At 61.6% G+C, this 20,312-nt stretch carries 22 protein-coding genes and 1 tRNA gene; 11 read left to right on the top strand and 12 right to left on the bottom strand.

Annotated features, from left to right (window positions below):
- Positions 1 to 41: 41 nt before the first annotated feature.
- The gene (locus BLV09_RS25700; RefSeq protein ID WP_146689376.1) at positions 42 to 917 is read left to right on the top strand and encodes a LysR family transcriptional regulator; all 876 of its coding nucleotides are present in this window, start codon (positions 42 to 44) and stop codon (positions 915 to 917) included.
- A 62-nt stretch (positions 918 to 979) separates the two neighbouring features.
- Here BLV09_RS25700 and ptsN read toward each other — a convergent pair whose 3' ends face one another.
- From ptsN to BLV09_RS25660, 8 genes are all read right to left on the bottom strand, one after another.
- Complete coding sequence (gene ptsN, locus BLV09_RS25695; RefSeq protein WP_100385053.1) at positions 980 to 1,441, bottom strand: PTS IIA-like nitrogen regulatory protein PtsN; 462 nt, start codon at positions 1,439 to 1,441, stop codon at positions 980 to 982.
- A gap of 237 nt (positions 1,442 to 1,678) precedes the next feature.
- Complete coding sequence (gene hpf, locus BLV09_RS25690; protein ID WP_100385052.1) at positions 1,679 to 2,290, bottom strand: ribosome hibernation-promoting factor, HPF/YfiA family; 612 nt, start codon at positions 2,288 to 2,290, stop codon at positions 1,679 to 1,681.
- Between the two features lie 62 nt (positions 2,291 to 2,352).
- Positions 2,353 to 4,005, bottom strand: coding sequence for an RNA polymerase factor sigma-54 (rpoN, locus tag BLV09_RS25685; RefSeq protein WP_146689375.1), 1,653 nt, complete (start codon positions 4,003 to 4,005; stop codon positions 2,353 to 2,355).
- Between the two features lie 91 nt (positions 4,006 to 4,096).
- Positions 4,097 to 5,110: an LPS export ABC transporter ATP-binding protein gene (gene lptB / locus BLV09_RS25680; RefSeq protein ID WP_146689374.1), complete on the bottom strand. Its 1,014-nt coding sequence runs from the start codon at positions 5,108 to 5,110 to the stop codon at positions 4,097 to 4,099.
- A 223-nt stretch (positions 5,111 to 5,333) separates the two neighbouring features.
- The gene (locus tag BLV09_RS25675; protein WP_146689373.1) at positions 5,334 to 6,074 is read right to left on the bottom strand and encodes an LptA/OstA family protein; all 741 of its coding nucleotides are present in this window, start codon (positions 6,072 to 6,074) and stop codon (positions 5,334 to 5,336) included.
- Positions 6,071 to 6,838, bottom strand: a complete 768-nt coding sequence (lptC, locus tag BLV09_RS25670) for an LPS export ABC transporter periplasmic protein LptC (protein WP_244548821.1) — start codon at positions 6,836 to 6,838, stop codon at positions 6,071 to 6,073. The genes BLV09_RS25675 and lptC overlap by 4 nt, the downstream gene beginning before the upstream one ends.
- A gap of 276 nt (positions 6,839 to 7,114) precedes the next feature.
- The gene (locus BLV09_RS25665) at positions 7,115 to 7,729 is read right to left on the bottom strand and encodes a ribonuclease D (RefSeq protein ID WP_100385048.1); all 615 of its coding nucleotides are present in this window, start codon (positions 7,727 to 7,729) and stop codon (positions 7,115 to 7,117) included.
- A 122-nt stretch (positions 7,730 to 7,851) separates the two neighbouring features.
- Positions 7,852 to 8,283, bottom strand: a complete 432-nt coding sequence (locus tag BLV09_RS25660) for an ester cyclase (RefSeq protein WP_146689371.1) — start codon at positions 8,281 to 8,283, stop codon at positions 7,852 to 7,854.
- Positions 8,284 to 8,388: 105 nt separating this feature from the next.
- On the opposite strand from BLV09_RS25660, the gene BLV09_RS25655 reads away from it, so the two are divergent.
- Together BLV09_RS25655 and BLV09_RS25650 are read left to right on the top strand one after the other, a co-directional pair.
- The gene (locus BLV09_RS25655; protein ID WP_146689370.1) at positions 8,389 to 8,964 is read left to right on the top strand and encodes a TetR/AcrR family transcriptional regulator; all 576 of its coding nucleotides are present in this window, start codon (positions 8,389 to 8,391) and stop codon (positions 8,962 to 8,964) included.
- Positions 8,965 to 9,188: 224 nt separating this feature from the next.
- Positions 9,189 to 10,460, top strand: a complete 1,272-nt coding sequence (locus tag BLV09_RS25650) for an MFS transporter (protein ID WP_146689369.1) — start codon at positions 9,189 to 9,191, stop codon at positions 10,458 to 10,460.
- Positions 10,461 to 10,568: 108 nt separating this feature from the next.
- Here BLV09_RS25650 and BLV09_RS25645 read toward each other — a convergent pair.
- Positions 10,569 to 10,655, bottom strand: a tRNA-Leu gene (locus BLV09_RS25645).
- Between the two features lie 151 nt (positions 10,656 to 10,806).
- Here BLV09_RS25645 and BLV09_RS25640 point away from each other — a divergent pair.
- Entirely contained in the window at positions 10,807 to 11,775 is a 969-nt protein-coding gene (locus BLV09_RS25640; RefSeq protein WP_146689368.1) for a complex I NDUFA9 subunit family protein, read from the top strand.
- A 29-nt stretch (positions 11,776 to 11,804) separates the two neighbouring features.
- Here BLV09_RS25640 and BLV09_RS25635 read toward each other — a convergent pair whose 3' ends face one another.
- Positions 11,805 to 12,611, bottom strand: coding sequence for an undecaprenyl-diphosphate phosphatase (locus BLV09_RS25635; RefSeq protein WP_167558883.1), 807 nt, complete (start codon positions 12,609 to 12,611; stop codon positions 11,805 to 11,807).
- A 288-nt stretch (positions 12,612 to 12,899) separates the two neighbouring features.
- Between BLV09_RS25635 and BLV09_RS25630 the strand changes: the two genes are divergently transcribed.
- The 3 genes from BLV09_RS25630 to BLV09_RS25620 all read left to right on the top strand — a co-directional run bounded on the left by BLV09_RS25630 (position 12,900) and on the right by BLV09_RS25620 (position 15,692).
- Positions 12,900 to 13,592 carry a glutathione S-transferase family protein gene (locus BLV09_RS25630; RefSeq protein WP_100385044.1) on the top strand — a complete coding sequence of 231 codons (693 nt, stop codon included), beginning with the start codon at positions 12,900 to 12,902 and terminating at the stop codon, positions 13,590 to 13,592.
- Positions 13,541 to 14,725, top strand: coding sequence for a tRNA epoxyqueuosine(34) reductase QueG (queG, locus tag BLV09_RS25625; RefSeq protein ID WP_146689367.1), 1,185 nt, complete (start codon positions 13,541 to 13,543; stop codon positions 14,723 to 14,725). The genes BLV09_RS25630 and queG overlap by 52 nt, the downstream gene beginning before the upstream one ends.
- 172 nt (positions 14,726 to 14,897) lie before the next feature.
- A complete protein-coding gene (locus BLV09_RS25620; RefSeq protein ID WP_146689366.1) occupies positions 14,898 to 15,692 on the top strand; it encodes an acyl-CoA thioesterase domain-containing protein in 795 nt (264 codons plus the stop codon).
- Positions 15,693 to 15,780: 88 nt separating this feature from the next.
- On the opposite strand, the gene BLV09_RS25615 is transcribed toward BLV09_RS25620, so the two are convergent.
- Entirely contained in the window at positions 15,781 to 16,251 is a 471-nt protein-coding gene (locus tag BLV09_RS25615; RefSeq protein WP_146689365.1) for a nuclear transport factor 2 family protein, read from the bottom strand.
- A 138-nt stretch (positions 16,252 to 16,389) separates the two neighbouring features.
- The gene (locus BLV09_RS25610; RefSeq protein ID WP_146689364.1) at positions 16,390 to 17,196 is read right to left on the bottom strand and encodes an alpha/beta hydrolase; all 807 of its coding nucleotides are present in this window, start codon (positions 17,194 to 17,196) and stop codon (positions 16,390 to 16,392) included.
- A 271-nt stretch (positions 17,197 to 17,467) separates the two neighbouring features.
- Here BLV09_RS25610 and infC point away from each other — a divergent pair, with 271 nt between their 5' ends.
- From infC to pheS, 4 genes are all read left to right on the top strand, one after another.
- Positions 17,468 to 18,007: a translation initiation factor IF-3 gene (gene infC, locus BLV09_RS25605; protein ID WP_100385040.1), complete on the top strand. Its 540-nt coding sequence runs from the start codon at positions 17,468 to 17,470 to the stop codon at positions 18,005 to 18,007.
- Positions 18,008 to 18,340: 333 nt separating this feature from the next.
- Entirely contained in the window at positions 18,341 to 18,541 is a 201-nt protein-coding gene (gene rpmI, locus BLV09_RS25600; protein WP_072818481.1) for a 50S ribosomal protein L35, read from the top strand.
- Between the two features lie 77 nt (positions 18,542 to 18,618).
- Positions 18,619 to 18,978 carry a 50S ribosomal protein L20 gene (gene rplT, locus BLV09_RS25595; RefSeq protein WP_146689363.1) on the top strand — a complete coding sequence of 120 codons (360 nt, stop codon included), beginning with the start codon at positions 18,619 to 18,621 and terminating at the stop codon, positions 18,976 to 18,978.
- 173 nt (positions 18,979 to 19,151) lie between these two features.
- On the top strand, positions 19,152 to 20,234 hold the full coding sequence (gene pheS, locus BLV09_RS25590; protein ID WP_146689362.1) for a phenylalanine--tRNA ligase subunit alpha: 1,083 nt from the start codon (positions 19,152 to 19,154) through the stop codon (positions 20,232 to 20,234).
- Positions 20,235 to 20,312: the final 78 nt, after the last annotated feature.

Here is a 20,312-nt window from a genome sequence, read left to right as displayed (position 1 = left end):
CTGTTTTGGCTCATTTCAATACCTTAAGGGTATGGCACGCGATGGCGCCCTCTCTCAATCAGCTGCGCTATTTTTGCGAACTGGCGAACCTCGGCAATTTTGGTCGCGCCGCCGAACGTCTGCATATGTCCCAGCCGCCGCTGAGCCGGCAGATCGCAGCATTGGAGCAGGAACTCGGAACCGCGCTGTTTGTGCGTTCGCCAAAAGGCGTCGCGTTAACCGCGGCCGGACGCCAATTCCAATCGGATGCCACCGAGATTCTTCGTCTTGTCGCGCAGGCAACGCGCAATGCCGCAGCCACGGGACGCGGGGAAGCCGGTCAGCTCACCATGGGTTTCACGATGTGCGCCGCCTATAGCGTCGTGCCTGATTTGACCCGCCGCTATAAGCGGGCCTTCCCCGATGTCGATCTGCGGGTCCGCGAATTGATGCCAAATGCGCTGGAAAGCGATTTGAAGGATGGCGTGATCGATATCGCGATAAGTTTCCCCGGCAGTGAAGGTTCGCGCTTCGAAGCCCGCCCGCTGTTTCGGGAGCCGCTCAATCTGGTCTTGCCGGAACGTCACCCGTTGGCGAAATCGAGAAAGATCAAAGTCGAGGATCTCTCGCAAGAGCGGTTTTTAATCGTCCCGCGCGACCAGGTGCCGTCGCTTCATGCGAGCATCGTCCAGTGCTGCCGGGCCGCGGGTTTTGATCCGATCATTGGGCTTGAGGTTTATCTGCAGCAAACCATCGTCAACTTTGTCGCCGAAGGGCTTGGGATCGCCTTCGTGCCGGCATCGATGCAGCGTTCTCAGATCAAAGGCGCCGTATTCAGAAAGGTCGACGATCCGCCCATGATCGATCAGCTTTTATATTGGTCACCGGCCAACAAAAATCCCTGCCTCGCCGGATTTCTCGCGCTTTCGGAAAGGTGACGGACCGAGTCACTGCAGGCTTGGCGAACCAGCCGGGAGCGCGAGGCTATGAAGGCTGTATCCTAGGCGGCGCTCGCCGGCGGCAGCGCCAGCACCGAGTAGATCGCCTGCGCATCGCGCGAGGCGCGCAGCTTCTTGGCGACGTCTACGTCCCGCAACAGCCGGGCGATCCGCGCCAGCGCCTTCAGGTGATCGGCGCCTGCACCCTCCGGCGCCAGCAGCAGGAACACCAGGTCGACCGGCTGACCGTCCATCGCCTCGAAATCGATCGGGCGTTCGAGACGGGCAAAAAGCCCGAACAGCTTTTCGAGCTTGGGCAGCTTGCCGTGCGGGATGGCGACGCCGTAGCCAACCGCTGTGGTTCCCAGTTTCTCGCGTTGCAGCAGAACTTCGAAAACCGCGCGCTCGTTTTGCCCGGTCAGGCTGGCCGCCCGCGCTGCCAGTTCCTGCAGCGCCTGCTTTTTGCTGTTGACCTTCAATGCGGGGAGTATCGCCTCGGGTGCGACCAGATCGGTAATCGTCATTGGGCGTTCCGAGGTGAATTAAACCGTCAGGGTGCGAAATAGGTTTTAAAGCGGTAGCGTCAAGAAGATACGACGGGAGGCAGGTTTCACGCCTGGGTCCCGACCGGGGGGCTTCTACTCCAACGCTTGCCCGGTGCCAACTGCCGCAAGCGTGTTCCCCAAGCTATCCTTGGCCCTATCCTTAAGGGTGGCGGACCATAGGGAGGGCCTTGGAAGGCGTCAATGCCTGCGGGCATTTTACTCCCCCGCGGTAACGCTGGGCGGATCGATCCAGCCGACATTGCCGTCCGCCCGGCGGTAAATGATGTTCACCCGGCCGCTGGAGCCGTGCTGGAATACCATGCAGGCGGCACCGGTCAGGTCCAGTTCCATCACCGCCTCGCTGACCGACAGCCGTTTCAGCGATGTCGTCGCCTCCGCGATAATCACGGCGTTGTAGCTATCCATCTCGGATTCGCCGTCGGACGCCGGCGCTTCGATCACATAGCTCGGCGCATCCAGCGTTGGCGCCGCGATCTCCGCAAGGGCTGCGGATGCAACATAGGCCTTGCGGGCCGAGCGGTCCTTGAGACGGCTCTTGTAGCGGCGCAGCCGTTTTTCGATCATCAGCAGCGCCTGATCGGCGCTGGCATAGGCATCGGGAGCGTTGGAATCGGCCTCCAGCGTGATGCCGGAATCCAGATGCAGCGCGCAGTCGGTGCGGAAACCGAAGCCGTCCTTGCTGAGCGTGATGTGGCCGGAGTAATTGCCATCGAAATATTTGCGAAGGACTTCCTCGGTGCGCTCGCTGACGCGGCCGCGCAGCGCCTCGCCGATGCTGATGCTTTTTCCCGAGATCCGAAGGGTCATGTTGATGGCCTCGATTGGTTCTGGAATGGAGCCGAGACTATTCCGATTTGGCCGGCACGCAATCAGGCCGGCGCGGTGTCGCGGGAGCGGTCGGAAGGTGCGGCAGAGGCCGAAAGGGCATTACCAAGCATGCTCTGTTTGTCACGGCGGCGCTGCACCGAGGACGGTATTCGCATCGCCTCGCGATATTTCGCAACGGTGCGGCGGGCGATATCAATGCCGGATGCGCGCAATCGTTCCACGATGGTGTCGTCGGAAAGGATCGTCGCCGGATCTTCCGCATCGATCAATTGCTTGATGTGGTGACGCACAGCCTCCGCGGAATGGGCCTCGCCGCCGTCGGCGGATGCGATCGACGCGGTGAAGAAATACTTCAATTCGAAACTGCCGCGATTGGTCGCCATGTATTTGTTGGCGGTCACCCGCGACACCGTCGATTCATGCATCTGGATCGCGTCGGCGACCGCCTTGAGATTAAGCGGCCTTAGGTGCGCCACGCCGTGGGTAAAGAAGCCGTCCTGCTGGCGCACGATTTCGGTCGCGACCTTCAGGATGGTGCGGGCGCGCTGATCGAGCGCGCGCACCAGCCAGGTGGCATTCTGCAGGCAATCGGTGAAATAGGATTTGTCGCCGTCCTTGCGGATCGTCTTCGACAGCTCGGTGTAATAGACCTGATTGACCAGCACGCGCGGCAACGTGTCGCTGTTGAGTTCGACATGCCAGCCGCCGTCGGGGCCGGGCCGCACATAGACATCCGGCACCACGGTCTGCATTCGCGAGGCGCCGAACTTCAAGCCGGGCTTGGGATCGAGGCGGCGAATTTCGCCGATCATTTCGGCGATATCGTCATCATCGACGCCGCACAGTTTCCGCAGCGCCGCTATATCGCGTTTGGCGAGCAGATCCAGATGCTCGACCAGCGCCTGCATCGCGGGATCGTAACGATTGAGTTCGCGCAACTGGATCGCAAGGCACTCGCTCAGGTTACGCGCGCAGATCCCGGGCGGGTCGAACTTCTGCAGCACCGCGAGCACGGCTTCCACGTCTTGCGACGACGCGCCGAGCCGCTCGGCGGCCTGTCCCAGATCGGCCGGCAAATAGCCGGCCTCGTCCACCAGGTCGATCAGATATTGCCCGATCATGCGTTGCGCCGGCGCAGCGATCGCTACCGCCAGTTGCTCGGCGAGATGGCCGCCAAGCGTCACTTCCGCGGCGACGAAGGCTTCGAGATTATATTCGTCGTCGTTGGAGGCGCCGCCGCCCCATTCCGTATAGGCGGTCGGCGCCGCGTCCTGCGCGGTTCGCGCCGCAGCCTCGGCCGGCTCTTCGGTGAACACGTTGTCGAGGCCGGTGTCGAGGGTCTGCTCGATCTCCGCGCGGCTGCCGAGATCGCTATTGAGCCATTCTTCCTGCACCGGCTCAGAACCGTCGCCAGCCGGCCCGTGGCCCATTTCGGTGCGGTCGGCGCTTGCGTCGCCGTAAGATGAATCGTCGGAATCGGAAAAATCGGGCCGTTCCGGTCCCGGTTCGCCCGCCACCGGAGACTCAGGGCCGTCGCTGGCGCGCTCGAGCAGCGGATTTCGCTCCAGTTCCTCCTCGACAAAGGCCGAGAGGTCGAGATTAGACAGTTGCAGCAGCTTGATCGCCTGCATCAGCTGCGGCGTCATTACCAGCGACTGCGACTGGCGGAACTCTAATCTCTGCGTCAGCGCCATGAAGGCAAGAACCGTTCCCTGAAGTTGGTCCGATTCTTGCTTAACTTAGTCCAAGGCCGATGTACACGGCTTGACTGATTAGAAAAATTGATTAGAGGCGGAATTCCTCGCCAAGGTAAAGGCGCCGGACATCCGGATCGTTGACGATCTCGTCCGGGCTGCCTTCTGTCAAGATCTCGCCGGCATAGACGATATAGGCGCGGTCGGTCAGGCCAAGCGTTTCCCGCACATTGTGGTCGGTAATCAAGACGCCGATGCCGCGATTGGTGAGATGGCGGACCAGATCCTGAATGTCGCCCACCGCGATCGGATCGATGCCGGCGAACGGTTCGTCGAGCAGCATGTAATTGGGCCGCGTCGCCAGCGCACGCGCGATCTCGACGCGGCGACGCTCGCCGCCGGAGAGCGCGATCGACGGCGTTTTACGCAGGCGCGTGATGTTGAATTCATCGAGGAGTGAATCCAGTTCGGCCTCGCGCTTCTTCTTGTTGGGCTCGACGACTTCGAGCACCGCACGGATATTCTGCTCCACCGAAAGGCCACGGAAGATCGAGGCCTCCTGCGGCAAATAGCCGATTCCGAGCCGGGCGCGCTGATACATTGGCAGCTTGGTGACGTCGTGGCCGTCGAGCTCGATCGCGCCGCGATCGGCCGGAATCAGGCCGGTGATCATGTAGAACACCGTGGTCTTGCCGGCGCCATTCGGACCCAGCAAACCGACCGCTTCGCCGCGGCGAACATAGATGCTGACGCCGCGCACCACCTGGCGGGTGCCGAAACTCTTTTCCACGCTATGCACAGCCAGGTAGCCCGGCCGCTTCAATAGCCGCGGGGCAGCGGCCGCCGCGCCGTTGGTCTTGGCTTTGGGCCGCGGACGCGGCTCCTGGGCCGGAGGCGGCCGTTCAGCGCGTGGCGGATCGGCGTGAGGCGGATCAATTCGCGGCACCGGGGCATCGCGCGCAATCGGCGGCGCATCGCGCACCGCGCTTGTCAGCATGCCGCCGAGGGAATCGCCGAGCGCGGTGATGTCGTCATGCGAGCGCGCAAATCCTGGCGGCTTGCGCTTCGCCGGACGTCGCCGGAACATGCTGAGTAAATCCACCATCGCCGCTTGCTCAGCCTTTCCGTTGCTCAGCCTCTCACGGAGATCCCACGACATGCCCGGGGCGATTCGATTCGCTCGCGAACCATGAATGAATGGATATCCATTGCCCAGCAAAACACCTCGATTTAGAGGCGTCTGTCCCCCGCGCCGGCTGGCCGTAGATAGAGGTTCGTGCAGCCAGCTTCAACCGTAGCAGGTGCACCTAACCTACAAGTGATTGATATTATTTCGGTTTGGTTGCTCCCGGTGCCGCCCCCGGGGCGGGAGAGGCGAGACCCGGGATACCCGGACCGCCGCCCTGGCCGGACGAGATGAACAGGCCCTGGACCTTGCCGCTATCCGATTCGACCCGCGACACGCCGGTCGTCATGTCTACCATCAGCCGGTCGCCGCGCAGCACGTTCTTGCCCTGGGTCAGAACCACGCCGCCAAGCATGGTGACGAGATTGGTCTTGGTGTCGAACACCGCGGTTTCGCCGGTCACGACCTGATCCTTCTGGGTGACGACGACGTTACCTCGGGCTTCCAGCCGGCGAATCGACGAGCTGCCGCCGGGCCCCGGGGTAGCGGACTGGATCGGTGCGGACGGCGTCGGCGCCGATTTAGCTGGCGCTTTCGCATTGGCCCCCGGCGCGCCGGCCGCGGCCGCAGGCGAGCTAGAATCGTAGAACACCACGAGCGTCTTCGACGTCATGGTGGTATCGCCCTGCACCACCTTCACATTGCCGGAAAACGTTGCTTCCTTTTTCTTGTCGCGCATCTCCAGCGTCGCGGCTTCGATCTGGATTGGCTGGTCGCGGTTCTGCGAAAAGCCCTGCATGGCATTGGGCACGCCCTGCACCGCACTCTGTGCGCGGGCATCACCCGCCAGGAGTAGTGCGAACGCGACAGCGGACACGCCGACGCAACGGGCGATCTGCATGATCCTGGTCTGGCGCCGGAAAAACATCTTCATGATCATCATTTCGGATTGGCGCTCTTGTGGGACGAAGACCGCAACTTGCCGGGATGAGCAGGCGCAGGTTCCGGCGCTACAGGCTCCGCCTCTGCGGTGGCCGACTGCGTCGGCGGATCCGGGTCAGGCAGCTTGTCCAGATGCATCACGACATTGCCTTCGAATGTTATCACCTCGCCGCTTCCGGTAATCCTGAGCCTGTCGGAAGTAAGCGTTCCGTTGGTCAGTTTGACGTCGACATGTTCATCCGATGTGACCGTGCCCTTGCCCATGTCGACAAACGCCTGGCTCAGACGCGCTTCGTAGCCTGTCGAGGTTTGCAAAAAGATATCCTTATGCAATTCCAGCTGCTGATCCTTGGTATTCATGAAGCCTTTTTTGGCATCCATCGTCAGGGTCGACTGATCTTCCATCAGGAGCTTGGCGCGAAGAATACTGAGGTCGAGATGGTCAGGATCGGTTACGTCCTGCACGGCGGTGTTTGCCCAGACTTCGTACGGCCGCCGATCGGTCGTGTAGCCGGACAGATGCGGGGATTCCATCGTGATCTTGGTTCCGGAGACGACGAGATTGCCGGTGTCGAGCGGTAATTTAGGCAGCAGCATCCGGAACGGATTGAAGATCGACACCGCGACGATCGACGCCAGCGACAGCACCACGAGCGCCGGGACTGCGATGCGCAGCACCCGCACCATCCGGCTGTGGCGCGCCGCGACGGCGAAGCGCGCCTCCAATCCGGGATCGTCATAGGCTGGGCTTTGAACCGAATTCACCGCTGCTCCAAAGCGCTGGCGCCGTTCGTCCATGGTCCGCCAAACTGAATGCGCTGGCGAAAAAGGGCAGGCTCGCCGTCAATAGGTTTGAGCCCGATCCCAGTTAAGCCCGATCCCAAGACAAACCAGACGTTGGTCCAACAAAATGCGTGCCGGCTTTTGCTGATCGCGCTTTTCCCATCCTACCCCGGATCGCCGGCTGATGCAGCCGGGGACCTCGTCCCATGAGTGTGTCCGAAACGGGGCGGAGACCTATACGAGGCGCGATTCCGGCGCTTACGAATGGGCGAAGATGTCCTCGGTATCCCAGCCTTGCAGATCGAGTTTCGCCCGCGTCGGCAGAAATTCGAAACAGGCGCGCGCAAGTTCCGTCCGACCCTCGCGCGCCACCATGGCATCGAGCCGCTCGCGCAGGGCGTGCAGATGCAGCACGTCGGACGCCGCGTAAGCCAGTTGTGCTTCGCTCAGACTTTGCGCGCCCCAGTCGCTGGATTGCTGCTGCTTCGACAGATCGATGTTGAGCACCTCGCGCACCAGATCCTTCAGGCCATGGCGATCGGTGTAGGTGCGGCAGAGCCGTGAGGCGATCTTGGTGCAGTAAACCGGCTGCGGCATGACCCCGAGCGCGTTGTAGAGGGCGGCGAGATCGAACCGGGCGAAGTGAAAGATTTTGGTGATCTTCGGATTGGCCAGCAACGCCTTCAGGTTCGGTGCGTCGGTGTGACCCTTCGGGATCTGCACCACGTCGGCGCTGCCGTCGCCATTTGACATCTGCACCACGCAAAGCCGGTCGCGGTGCGGATGCAGCCCCATGGTTTCGGTATCGATCGCCACCGAATCGGTATAGCGGGACAGATCGGGCAGATCGCCGCGATGTAGCCGGATAGTCATGAAATTAAGCCTCGGTGTCTCAGGTCGATTCGACTGAGGACACTAACGCTCAAATCTTAAAGAGGCGAGCGGCAGGCGGGCCGCTCGGACCGGAAAATAGGGCCCAAACAGCGGTTTTTCGCCTATTTGGCGCGCAGCTGCCCAATAGCGCTGAGCCAGTTTTCCATATGGAAGGTTTTTACGATCTTGCCGTCCCTGATGGTCTGGATATCGACGGCCATGATACGGAAGCTCTTGCCGCCATGCGGCACGCCGAATAATTCGCCAGCGGGCGTGCCGGTCACCTCGCCCCGTACGATGACGCGATCGCCTGCCACCAGCATTTCCTTGATGTCGAACTTCATGTCCGGAATCGTGTTGGCGAAGTTCGAGACCACCTTGATCGAGGTGTCGCGGCCCCAGCATTCCCCCGGCAAATAGCCGGCGCAGGATTCATAATCTTCGGCGAGGATCTGTTCCTGAATGGCTTTCACGTCGCCCCGGGTGGCGATGTTGAACAGGCTGTACCAAGGCGCAATCGCGGCGCGGGCTTGTTCTTCACTAAGTTGGGTCATGGCGGTCCTTTGCAAGGGCGAAGCTATGGGTCGAAAGGCTACTATGTAGGTTAACATACATATTATGAAGGTCGACATACTGATTGGCAATTGATATTTTCACGCATGGCAAAACCATCTGATTCCAAAGGGAAAACGATCGCCGCCGCAGCCCGGTTATTTCGCCAGCAGGGCTATCATGGCACAGCCCTCCACGACGTCTTGGCGGCCGGCGGATCGCCCCGAGGTTCGCTCTATTTCCACTTTCCCGGCGGCAAGGAAGAAATCGGCGAAGCTGCGCTGACGCTCGCCGGCGAAGCCGTGCGCGAGGCCATCGCGCACGCGGCCGAAACGTCCCAGACCGCAGAAATGTTTCTCACGCGCGTGGCGCGTGGCATGGCATCCGATCTGGAGAAATCCGGCTACAAAGAGGGGTGCCCGATCGCAACCACGGCGCTTGAAACCGCGGCACAGTCGGATGTGCTCGGCGCAGCCACCCGTAACGCCTTTCAGAAATGGGAAAACGAAATCAGACGCGGACTGGAACGTTTCGGCATGGCTTCCGATAAATCGGAAACAATCGCAACCACCGTACTCAGCCAGCTCGAGGGCGCGTTGTTGCTGGCACGAACCTATCGCAGCCTGGAGCCGATGCATCGCGCCGAGCAGGCGCTGAAACTGCTCGTTACGCCATCGAAATAAAAAATAAAGATCCCACCGGTTCGGAAACCCGACGCAGCCATATTTCGAGACTTCGCTTTGGATCCGACAACCTCTCGCCAGCTTTTCGTTCTTGAACGTCCCCCGCACAAAATTCTGTTTTGCGCCGGGGTCGTGAAATCGCGCTAGACCCACCCCATCTTTTGCGGCACGTGCGGCAAGCGCCGCTGCAAGACCGTCCGTTCTCTCTTTTTTGAATGAGTGTCATGACCGAACAAGCCCTGGCAGCACCAATCGACAACCAGCAGGAACAGGAACGCGGCTTCTCACGCTACCAGTCGCTCCTCGTTGCGTTGCTGGCGTTCGTCCAGTTCACGGTCATTCTCGATTTCATTATCATGTCGCCGCTCGGCGCCATCATCATGCCGGCGCTGAATATTACCGCCGCGCAGTTCGGCGTGGCGGTTTCGGCCTACGCCTTCAGCGCCGGGATTTCGGGCATCCTGGCAGCGGGTTTTGCCGATCGATTCGATCGCAAGCGCCTTCTATTATTCTTCTATGTCGGCTTCACCCTCGGAACGGCTCTCTGCGCGCTTGCGCAGAATTATCATGTGCTTCTGGTCGGCCGAATCGTCACCGGTTTGTTCGGCGGCGTGATCGGCTCGATCGTGCTCGCGATTGTCACCGACCTTTTCCCGTTACACCTGCGAGGTCGCGTGATGGGCTTTGTCCAGACAGCCTTCGCGGCAAGCCAGGTGCTCGGTATTCCGGTCGGGCTTTTTCTCTCCAATCATTGGAGCTGGCACGTCTCGTTCGGCGCGATCGTCGGGTTGGCGATCGCAGCGATGGCCGCCGTCCTGATTTTGATGCAGCCGGTGAACGGTCATCTGCGGCTCAAGCAGGACAAGAACGCCTTTGCGCACCTGATCGCGACCATAGGACAGCCGCGCTATACGCTGGCGTTTATGGTGACCACGTTACTGGCGACTGGCGGATTCATGTTGATGCCGTTCGGGAGCGCCTTCACTGTGCACAATCTCGGTATCGATATCGTGCATCTCCCGACGATCTATCTCGTCTCCGGCTTCTTCAGCATTTTTACAGGACCCCTCGTTGGCCGGGCGAGCGACGCTTTCGGCAAGTTCCCCACCTTCGTGTTCGGCAGTGCGGTTTCCGTCGTCATGGTGCTGATCTACACGCATCTCGGTCAGGTCACCTTGACGACCGCGATCGTCGTCAATGTGCTGATGTTCGTCGGGATCTTTTCCCGCATGATCCCGTCGCAGGCGCTGATTTCAGCGATACCCGTAGCCAGCCAGCGCGGCTCATTCAGCGCGGTCAGCGCTTCCCTGCAGCAGCTTTCGGGCGGGCTCGGGTCGGTTCTGGCCGCGGCGATCATCGCGCAAAATGCCGATGGTTCGCTCCGGCATTTCGATCGGCTGGGATACATCGTCGTGACGACGTCGATCCTCTCGCTGATTGCGATGTACTTTGTGCAGAAGTCGGTCGCGAATCAGGCGGGCAAGGAGATTGTCTGAGGCGGGCGTCCGAGCCCGCCACGGCGGCCCGAACCGGGGGCGGTCCCTCACCGTTTCATGGCGGCGCCGGCTGATCCGCCGGCCCGACCACGTCGAATCCGCATAAAATGGTGCCCAGGAAAGGACTCGAACCTTCACGGCCGTTAAGCCACTGGCACCTGAAGCCAGCGCGTCTACCAATTCCGCCACCTGGGCATTGGAGGCGGTTACTACGGATCGGTCGCGCGCTTGTCAAATTGGCGAAACGCCGTCCAAATACGCTGTACAGCGCGGGCGTGTTGGCGTATCGCGAAACCGCTAAAGACGCTCGCGATTTTTCGAATTTGACCGGCAGGAATTGACCCCCATGGCATCGAATATGGACACATTGGTCACGGTTTTCGGAGGATCGGGCTTTCTGGGACGACACGTGGTCCGCGCGCTCTGCAAGCGCGATTACCGGATCCGGGTCGCGGTGCGGCGGCCGGAACTGGCCGGGCATCTGCAGCCGATGGGCAAGGTCGGGCAGATCCACGCCGTCCAGGCCAATGTGCGCTACCCCGCCTCGATCGAAGCCGCGATGCGTGATTCCCACGTCGCCATTAATCTGGTCGGCATCCTGGCCGAAGGCGGCGCCCAGACATTCGACGCGGTGCAGGGCCAGGGCGCGGAAACGGTAGCCAAGGCCGCCGGCGCGGTCGGCGCCCGGATGGTACATGTCTCGGCCATCGGCGCCGACGAGAACTCCCCGTCGCGCTACGCCAGCGCCAAGGCGGCCGGTGAAAAGGCGGTGCTGTCGGCGCTACCCTCGGCCACAATCATGCGGCCTTCCGTCGTGTTCGGGCCCGAGGACCAGTTCACCAACCGTTTCGCGGCGCTTGCCAGGATGTCGCCGGCACTGCCGCTGATCGGCGGCGGCGTCACCCGGCTGCAGCCCGTCTATGTCGGCGATGTCGCGACCGCGATCGCCGATGCCGTCGACGGCAAGACCAAGGCTGGCGCGACCTACGAGCTCGGCGGCCCGGAAGTGCTGACGATGCGCGAGATCATGGAGATCATCCTCGCGACTGCGGAGCGCCACCGGATGCTGGTGTCGCTGCCGTTCGAGCTCGCGAAACTCCAGGCGATGTTCCTGCAATTCGCGCCCGGCGCGCTGAAACTGACGCCGGATCAGGTGATACTGCTGCGATCGGACAATGTGGTGTCGGACGCCGCGAAAGCCGCCGGACTAACGCTTGAAGGGCTCGGCATCACGCCGGATTCGCTGGAAGCGATCGCGCCACAATATCTCTGGCGCTTCCGCGCCGCCGGGCAATTCCAGAAGAAGAGCGCTTAACGCCTCCGCCCCTCGTCCCAGCGAGAAATTTACTTTCCCATCGCCAGCGCGATCAGGCCGAGCGTGCCGACAACGACGCGCCACCACGCAAACAGCGTGAAGCCGTTGCGCGTGACATAGTTCAAAAACGTCTTCACGACGATGAGCGCGGTAATGAACGAGACCACGAATCCGATCGCGACGATGCCCAAATGCTCGGTGTTCATGTCGGCGCGGTTCTTGTAAAAATCATAGGCGAATGCACCGACCATGGTCGGGATCGCCAGAAAGAATGAAAACTCCGCCGCCGCGCGCTTGTCGGCCCCTAACAGCATCGCCGCCACGATACTTGCGCCGGAGCGCGACACCCCGGGGATCATCGCAAGACACTGTGCGAATCCGATCGTCAGATACATCGGCAGCGGAAATTTGGTCGCGTCGTGTTCATGCGGATCGTGATCGAGCTGATCGACCCACAGCAGAACTGCGCCGCCGACGATCAGCGAGAAGCACACGACCCACGGGTTGAACAGATAGCTCTTGATGAAGCCGCCGAGGGCGGCGCCGATCACGGCGGCGGGCAAAAACGCCACAAGAACCCCGATGACGAAGCGCCTGTCATCGGAATTGGTGAACATGCCGAGCGCGACGTTCCACAATTTGACAAAATAAAGCGCGAGAATCGCGAGAATTGCGCCGAGCTGAATCAGCACGGTGAAGCTATTCCAGAAACTGCCCTCGCCGAGATTGAAGAATCGTTCCGCCAGCAGCAGATGGCCGGTCGAGGAAACCGGCAGAAATTCCGTGACGCCCTCAATAATGCCGAGAATCACCGCTCTCAATGTGTCAGACATCATGCCAGCGCCCCGTTCCGGAAGGTCGTGCCGTTGCTCGTTTTGGCGTCCCTGACACGACTAGCTGTAACGATGCAGGAACTTCAAATCGGTAACATCAGCCGTTATGTTCGAAATGCGTCAAAAAAGCCGGGTTCTTCTCGCTTATTCGTCGCGCAGCCGCAATCGCAAAATGCAAAAAGACCGGTTGCCTCGTACCAAGGCTTAGGTAGGTTGGCGCGCTTCTCGGGCGGTCCGCACTGCCTTCACGGTTGAGAATTTCTTAAGCACCGTAAAATTATCAAGGGCTTCATGTTCACGCTGTTTCATCATCCGTTCTGTCCGCATTCGCGCTTCGTCCGCCTGGCGCTGGGCGAGTACGGGCTTGATCTGAAGCTGGTGGAGGAGCGGGTCTGGGAGCGTCGGGAGGGGTTTCTCACGCTCAATCCCGCGGGAACCACGCCGCTGTTGACGACGGAAGGAATGCCCGCGATTCCCGGCGCCGGCATCATCGCCGAATATCTCGATGAGACCCATGGCACCGAGATGAATGGCCGCCGGCTGATGCCGACGACAGTGGCCGAACGCGTCGAGGTGCGCCGGCTGATGGCGTGGTTCAACGAGAAGTTTTTCGAGGAAGCCTCCAATCCGCTGGTCACCGAGCGCATCTACAAGCGCTTCATGAGCGAGGAAAATGGCGGCGGCGCTCCGGCGACGGACGTGATCCGCGCAGCCAAGGCAAATGTGCGCTATCATCTGGCCTATATCGGCTGGCTGGCGCAAACGCGGAATTATCTCGCCGGCGACCAGTTGACCTATGCGGACCTCGCCGCCGCGGCGCATCTTTCGGCGATCGATTATCTAGGCGACGTGCCATGGATCGAGGACGAAGCGGCAAAAGCCTGGTACGCGCGGGTGAAATCCCGCCCGTCGTTCCGACCGCTGCTGAGCGAATGGCTGGCGGGGGTGCCGGCGTCGCGCACCTACGTGGATCTCGATTTCTGAACGCAAACGTCAAGCTTTCGCCTGCCGATCTAAAGGCTGCGCTCGCCAGCGAAGCCCGCGCGCTTGGTTTCGACTGCGTCGGCGTAACCGATCCGGATGCGATTGCGGATGCGGCGCGGCACTTTCATGCCTTTCTCGACGCCGGCGCGCATGGCGATATGGACTGGCTCGCCGCGCAGCCGGAACGCCGCACCGATCCGCGCGTGCTGTGGCCCGGCGTGCGCTCGGTGATCATGCTCGGCGTCAATTACGGACCTGACGAAAACCCGCTCGCGATCCTGCAGCAGCGCGCGCGCGGCGCGATCTCGGTTTATGCGCAGGGCGACGACTATCATGACGTGATCAAGAAACGGCTGAAGACATTGGCGCGCTGGCTGGTCGCGGCATCAGGCGCCGAAGTAAAAGTATTCGTCGATACCGCGGCCGTGATGGAAAAGCCGTTGGCGCACGCCGCGGGGCTGGGCTGGCAAGGCAAGCACACCAATCTTGTCTCACGTGAATTCGGCTCATGGCTGTTTCTCGGCACGATCTTCACCGCCGCGGCGCTGCCGCGTGACGACGCCGCCGTCGATCATTGCGGCTCATGCCAGGCCTGCCTCGACATCTGCCCGACCGCGGCGTTTCCCGCACCCTACAGACTCGATGCACGGCGCTGCATTTCCTATCTGACGATCGAGAGCAAGGGACCGATTCCGCACGAATTCCGCAAAGCCATCGGCAACCGTATTTACGGGTGCGACGACTGCCTCGCCGCGTGCCCGTGGAACAAGTTCGCGCAAGCGGGACGCGAGGCAAAACTCACCGCGCGCGACGAATTGCGCGCGCCATCGCTGGCCGAACTCGTTCGTCTCGACGACGCCGCGTTTCGTGCACTGTTTGCGAAATCGCCCGTCAAACGCATTGGCCGCAATCGATTTATCCGCAACGTGCTGATCGCAATCGGCAATGCCCATGACAGCGCTTTGGCCGTCGAGGCGAAGCGCCTGCTTGATGACGACAACCCGCTGGTCCGGGGCGCCGCGGTCTGGGCGCTGTCGCAATTGATGGAGCCGGAGGCGTTTGCTGCGCTTGCATCGGATGCGATCGGCGTAGAGACGGACGAAAGCGTGCAAGAGGAATGGCGGCTCGCGTAACACTCGGTCGTCGTGCCCCGCGCAGGCGGGGCATCCAGTATTCCGGGGCGCGAACAATGATACGTCGATGTCACGGCGTACTGGATCATCCGTATCCGCGGATGATGACAGCCGGCTTGCATAAGCGTCTGCCCTTGATTTCACCGCGCCGAATCCGCCATGGTCGCGGGCCATGACAAACCAGCCTTTCTTCACCCGAGACGGTGACGCTTTCATTCCCACCACTGTCGCGAACGGCCCGTGGGACCCCAAATCGCTGCACGGGCGTGTTATCATCGGGCTCCTCGCTTTCGTGATCGAACAACGCCACGGCGCCGACGATTTCGTACCGGCGCGGCTGACGGTGGACATGTTTCGCCTGCCTGGATTCGCACCAATCGAGGTCAAGACAAAGATCGTCCGCAACGGCCTGCGCATTCGTGTGGTCGAAGCGGAATTTTTCAGCGGCGGCGTCAGCATGGCGCGCGCCTCCAGCCAATTATTGCGCAAGACGCAAAATGCCGAAGGTGTGGTCTGGTCTCCGCCGAACTGGGATGTGCCTGCGCCCGCGGACATTGCCGCCCCAACCGATCCGCGGCTTGGCATGAACGGCAAATGGACCACGCGCCCGATCGTTGGCGCAATGGGGACCGTTGGTCCGCGGCGGCTATGGATGAGCGAGGTGCGCGGCCTCGTCGAGGGCGCGCCGCTAACGCCGTTCGTGCGGGTCGCGGTGGCAGCGGATTTCGCCAGCCCCTTTGCCAACGCCGGCGACCATGGCCTTGGTTATATCAACAGCGACGTCACGCTGTATTTGCATCGCCTGCCGGTGACACAATGGATCGGCTTCGAGGTGGTGAACCACCACGCCACCGACGGCGTCGCGATCGGCGAGTGCTATCTCTATGACGAGCAGGGCCCGATCGGGACTTCTACCGTGGCGGCCCTGGCGCAGCGCAAGCCGATGGTGAAACCACCGCCGCCGTAGCCGATGGACGTTAAGCCGTCATTGCGAGAAGCGATAGCGACGAAGCAATCCAGAATCGTTTGGCGAATTCTGGATTGCCTCGCGAAACTTACTCCGCCAGATGCCGCTTCATCTCCGGACGCGCCTTCAGCGCCGCGCCCTGCTTGGCGGCGATCTTGGCGATGCGTTCCGGTGCAAAGTTCATATCGACGAAGCCGGGCGCGGTGTTGGCGACTTCGTGATAAGCGGCGATCTTGCCGTCGCGCAGCTGCATGATCGCGACGCCCTCGAACATGGCGCGGGCGCCCTTGGCTTCCGGCAGCGTCGAGCGATAGCTGAACGTGTAGCGCGCATAGAGCGTCTCGCCGTCGCTGACCGGCGCGTGCATGTCCCAGCGAAAATTCGTTGCCGTGCGATAGAACCAGTCGTCCACCATCGCAGCGATCTTCTCGCGGCCTGCGAAGGCGCCATAGAAAACATCGTGATAGACGCCGTCTTCGGTGAACAGAGACGCAAACGCCGCGCCGTTGCGTTGCTCGACCGCGTCACAAAAGGCACGCAGCATGGCTGTGGTGTTCATGGCGTTTCTCCCGATGACAGCCGTCATGCCCGCGAAGGCGGGGCATCCGTATTCCAGAGCACATCAAATAAATCGAGACGTCACGGCGTACTGGATCGTCCGCCTTCGCGGACGATGACCTTGAGTAACCCTGAGAACTTACTTCATCTCCGCGACTGCAGCGATCATACGCGCGATATCCTGCGGCCGCGACAGGCGGTGATCGCCATCCTGGATCATGGTCAGCACCACATCGTCGGCAGGCAGCCGATGCGCCAACGCGAAGGCGTGCCGCCACGGCACGTCCGGATCCTGCGCGCCCTGCAGGATGTGCACCGGGCACCCGACATCGATGGCGCTGCCGAGCACGAGATGGTTGCGGCCTTCTTCGATCAGCGCACGCATGATCGGATAGGGCTCGCCATATTGCGACGGTCGCAACCACATGCCCCTGGTCTCGATCTCCTGGCGAATTTCGGGTGAAAAACCTTTCCACATCAGCTCTTCGGTGAAATCCGGCGCCGGGGCGATCAGGACCAGCCCGGCCAGCGACGCGCGATTTGACGTCCGCCGCGCCAGTTCGCGCGCCAGCAGCAGCGCCATCCAGCCACCCATCGACGAGCCGATCACGACCTGCGGTCCGGCGCAGAAGCGGTCGAACACCGCGACGGCTTCCTCCAGCCATCGCCCGATGGTGCCGTCTCTGAACGCGCCGCCGGATTCGCCGTGGCCGGAATAATCGAACCTGACGCAGGCGCGATTCTGCCCGGCGGCCCAGCCATCCAGCGCCAACGCCTTGGTGCCCTTCATGTCGGAGTTGAAGCCGCCCAACCAGAACAGCCCCGGGCCCTCACCGGCTCGGGCGCGGACCGCGATGCGGCGCCGACCGCTGTTTTGATTGCCGTTCTGCCCGACGTCGATGAAGGCCGGTTCCAGATCGGGTGTGTGCGCTGATAGTTCGGTCATCGGTCCTTCATGTTTTGGCTGCTGTTTGCTGCAGCGGCCGCCATCCGTCAACGGACACAGATACCGGCCTTTACGGCCGCGGCGGTGCTTGCAGAGCGAAACCTTGCGCTCTATGTGGGCTGTTCTGAACATTTCGGCCCCACAAGCGTTGTGGCGTGACCGAAATGTCTCGTATTTGATGGTTTTTGGGCAGGGGCGTACGAGTTAGCTTGCCCGCGCGGCCTTATTCCTTCAAAATATCGCCTTCGTTCACAACCTTGGAGAGTCACCCATTCGCCGTCCCAATAGAGCCCCGCCCGCCGCCGCCAAAGACGGGCCGCGCACCAATGATGAAATCCGCAATGCGCAGATCCAGCTGATCGATCAGACCGGTGTCAACCTGGGCACCGTCGAAACCGTCGTTGCGGTCAAGATGGCCCTCGAAGCGGGCATGGATCTTGTCGAAATTTCGCCGAACACCACCCCTCCCGTCTGCAAAATTATGGACTACGGGAAGTTCAAATATTCCGCGCAGAAGAAGGCCGCCGAAGCCCGCAAGAAGCAGAAGGTCGTCGAGATCAAGGAGATCAAGCTGCGGCCGATGATCGACGATCACGATTACGACGTGAAGATGCGGGCGATGCAGCGGTTCTTCGAGGAGGGCGACAAGGTCAAGATCACCTTGCGCTACCGTGGCCGCGAAATGGCGCACCAGGAAATCGGCACCAAATTGCTGGACAAGGTGAAGGCCGACGTCGCCGAGTTCGCCAAGGTCGAGCAGGACGCCAGGTTCGAAGGCCGTCAGGTCGTGATGGTTCTGGCGCCGCGCTAGACCCAATCTTCTTCGTCCCCGCAAGTAAGCCGACGGGTCCGGCCTTTGGCCGGCCCGATCAGGCCCTCCGAGCCCCCGAACACCCGATCCCCAAACCCACGGACCCCGTGCCGTGGGTTCGTTTTGGCGTTGCCAATCCGTCGTTGCTAATTTTTCCCGGCTCTGCCATAAGCGCAGCCTTCATCGCCCGGCTGATCAAGGGCTGCCGTGGTCGATGCCCGTGCCAGTTGTTTCATTTCGGAAATAGCTGAGTACTTTCAACGCTCTAACGAGCATTTTAGCCGACCGGACGCCCTCGCGGGCGTTTTCGTGTTGCGGCCATAGGAGAGCCAAATGCCCAAGCTGAAGACCAAGTCAGGCGCCAAAAAGCGCTTCAAGGTGACTGCTACAGGCAAAGTCTTGCACGCCCAGCGCGGCAAACGCCACGGCATGATCAAGCGGACGAAGAAGCAGATTCGTCAGCTCCGCGGCACCCGCGTGCTGTTCAAGACCGACGGCGATAACGTCAAGAAGTACTTCTTGCCGAACGCCTGATCGCGCTCGCGGTCCATCTCAGCCGAGCCGCGTCCGCGCGGCGATCCGTCACCCATTTTTCATGAAGGAGATCCGTCATGTCTCGCGTTAAACGCGGTGTGACCTCTCACGCCAAGCACAAGAAAGTTTACAAGGCCGCCAAGGGCTTCTACGGCCGCCGCAAGAACACCATTCGCGCCGCCAAGGCTGCGGTCGACAAGGCCGGCCAGTACGCCTTCCGCGACCGCAAGCGCAAGAAGCGCACCTTCCGCGCCCTGTGGATCCAGCGCCTCAACGCCGCGGTGCGTCCATTCGGCATGACCTACAGCGTTTTCATCAACGGCCTGTCCAAGTCGGGCATCACCGTCGACCGCAAGGTGCTGTCGGATCTCGCCATCAACGAACCGGTGGCGTTTCAGGCGATCGCTGAAAAGGCCAAGGCCGCGCTGGCGGCGTAAGCTTCCGATCGCAGCTCGAGTCTTGCAACTCCGGTGTCATGCCCCGCGTAAGCGGGGCATCCAGTAACCACCGACCAGCATTTTGATCCGGGGGTTACTGGATCATCCGCATTCGCGGATGATAACGGCCTTGTGCTGGACTGCGAGCGTGCTCCCAACAGGTGACCGTCGCCATGTCCGACCTCGCTCAACTCGAATCCCAGGTACTCGCCGACATCGCCGCCGCAAGCGATGAGGCCGCACTCGAAGCGGTGCGGGTCGCCGCACTCGGCAAGAAGGGTTCGATCTCCGCGCTTCTGTCAACGCTCGGCAAAATGTCGCCGGACGAGCGCAAGACGCAAGGCGCGGCCATCAATCTCGCCAAGGACAAGGTCACGCAGGCGCTGACGACGCGCCGCGACATCCTGAAATCCGCAGCACTCGACGCGCGGCTTGCCTCCGAGACCATCGACGTCACGCTGCCGTTACGCGAGACCCCGGCCGAGCAGGGCCGCATCCATCCGCTCAGCCAGGTGATGGACGAACTGACCACGATCTTCGCTGACATGGGATTTTCGATCGCCGAAGGGCCGGACATCGAGACCGACGATTACAACTTTACGAAACTGAATTTTCCCGAAGGCCATCCGGCGCGGGAAATGCACGACACGTTCTTCTTCAATCCGAAGGAAGACGGCTCGCGCATGCTGCTGCGCACCCACACCTCGCCGGTGCAGGTGCGTACCATGCTGACGCAGAAGCCGCCGATCCGCATCGTCTGCCCGGGCCGCACCTATCGCATCGACTCCGATGCCACGCACACGCCGCAGTTTCACCAGGTCGAAGGCCTTGTCATCGACAAAGGCTCGCACCTTGGCCACCTCAAATGGATCCTGCACGAGTTCTGCAAGGCGTTCTTCGAGGTCGATCACATCAATATGCGCTTCCGGCCGTCGTTCTTTCCGTTCACCGAGCCGTCGCTCGAGGTCGACATCCAGTGCCGCCGCGACAAGGGTGAAATCCGTTTCGGCGAGGGCGAGGACTGGCTGGAGATTCTCGGCTGCGGCATGGTGCATCCCAACGTGCTGCGCGCCTGCGGCATCGATCCCGACGTCTACCAGGGCTTTGCCTGGGGCATGGGCATCGACCGCATCGCGATGCTGAAATACGGCATGTCGGACCTGCGGCAATTGTTCGACAGCGACGTGCGCTGGCTCAGCCACTACGGCTTCAAGCCGCTCGATGTCCCGACGCTGGCCGGAGGGTTGAGCTCGTGAGCGATCTCGTCCTGAGCTCTCAACAGGCTCTTCCTGTTCCCTCCCCCCTTGTGGGGGAGGGCCAGGGAGGGGGGTAGC

It is taken from the genome of Bradyrhizobium canariense, from assembly GCF_900105125.1.
GTDB lineage: Bacteria > Pseudomonadota > Alphaproteobacteria > Rhizobiales > Xanthobacteraceae > Bradyrhizobium > Bradyrhizobium canariense_A.
This window is presented reverse-complemented; position numbering and strand designations above follow the sequence as displayed.

What these genes read in the sequence shown, in the direction of transcription:
- BLV09_RS25700 (WP_146689376.1), top strand. Translation starts at nt 42, where the DNA reads ATGGCGCCCTCTCTCAATCAGCTGCGCTATTTTTGCGAACTGGCGAAC.
- ptsN (WP_100385053.1), bottom strand. Translation starts at nt 1,441, where the DNA reads ATGACGATTACCGATCTGGTCGCACCCGAGGCGATACTCCCCGCATTG.
- hpf (WP_100385052.1), bottom strand. Translation starts at nt 2,290, where the DNA reads ATGACCCTTCGGATCTCGGGAAAAAGCATCAGCATCGGCGAGGCGCTG.
- rpoN (WP_146689375.1), bottom strand. Translation starts at nt 4,005, where the DNA reads ATGGCGCTGACGCAGAGATTAGAGTTCCGCCAGTCGCAGTCGCTGGTA.
- lptB (WP_146689374.1), bottom strand. Translation starts at nt 5,110, where the DNA reads ATGGTGGATTTACTCAGCATGTTCCGGCGACGTCCGGCGAAGCGCAAG.
- BLV09_RS25675 (WP_146689373.1), bottom strand. Translation starts at nt 6,074, where the DNA reads ATGATGATCATGAAGATGTTTTTCCGGCGCCAGACCAGGATCATGCAG.
- BLV09_RS25665 (WP_100385048.1), bottom strand. Translation starts at nt 7,729, where the DNA reads ATGACTATCCGGCTACATCGCGGCGATCTGCCCGATCTGTCCCGCTAT.
- BLV09_RS25660 (WP_146689371.1), bottom strand. Translation starts at nt 8,283, where the DNA reads ATGACCCAACTTAGTGAAGAACAAGCCCGCGCCGCGATTGCGCCTTGG.
- BLV09_RS25655 (WP_146689370.1), top strand. Translation starts at nt 8,389, where the DNA reads ATGGCAAAACCATCTGATTCCAAAGGGAAAACGATCGCCGCCGCAGCC.
- BLV09_RS25650 (WP_146689369.1), top strand. Translation starts at nt 9,189, where the DNA reads ATGACCGAACAAGCCCTGGCAGCACCAATCGACAACCAGCAGGAACAG.
- BLV09_RS25640 (WP_146689368.1), top strand. Translation starts at nt 10,807, where the DNA reads ATGGCATCGAATATGGACACATTGGTCACGGTTTTCGGAGGATCGGGC.
- BLV09_RS25635 (WP_167558883.1), bottom strand. Translation starts at nt 12,611, where the DNA reads ATGATGTCTGACACATTGAGAGCGGTGATTCTCGGCATTATTGAGGGC.
- BLV09_RS25630 (WP_100385044.1), top strand. Translation starts at nt 12,900, where the DNA reads ATGTTCACGCTGTTTCATCATCCGTTCTGTCCGCATTCGCGCTTCGTC.
- queG (WP_146689367.1), top strand. Translation starts at nt 13,541, where the DNA reads ATGGCTGGCGGGGGTGCCGGCGTCGCGCACCTACGTGGATCTCGATTT.
- BLV09_RS25620 (WP_146689366.1), top strand. Translation starts at nt 14,898, where the DNA reads ATGACAAACCAGCCTTTCTTCACCCGAGACGGTGACGCTTTCATTCCC.
- BLV09_RS25615 (WP_146689365.1), bottom strand. Translation starts at nt 16,251, where the DNA reads ATGAACACCACAGCCATGCTGCGTGCCTTTTGTGACGCGGTCGAGCAA.
- BLV09_RS25610 (WP_146689364.1), bottom strand. Translation starts at nt 17,196, where the DNA reads ATGACCGAACTATCAGCGCACACACCCGATCTGGAACCGGCCTTCATC.
- rpmI (WP_072818481.1), top strand. Translation starts at nt 18,341, where the DNA reads ATGCCCAAGCTGAAGACCAAGTCAGGCGCCAAAAAGCGCTTCAAGGTG.
- rplT (WP_146689363.1), top strand. Translation starts at nt 18,619, where the DNA reads ATGTCTCGCGTTAAACGCGGTGTGACCTCTCACGCCAAGCACAAGAAA.
- pheS (WP_146689362.1), top strand. Translation starts at nt 19,152, where the DNA reads ATGTCCGACCTCGCTCAACTCGAATCCCAGGTACTCGCCGACATCGCC.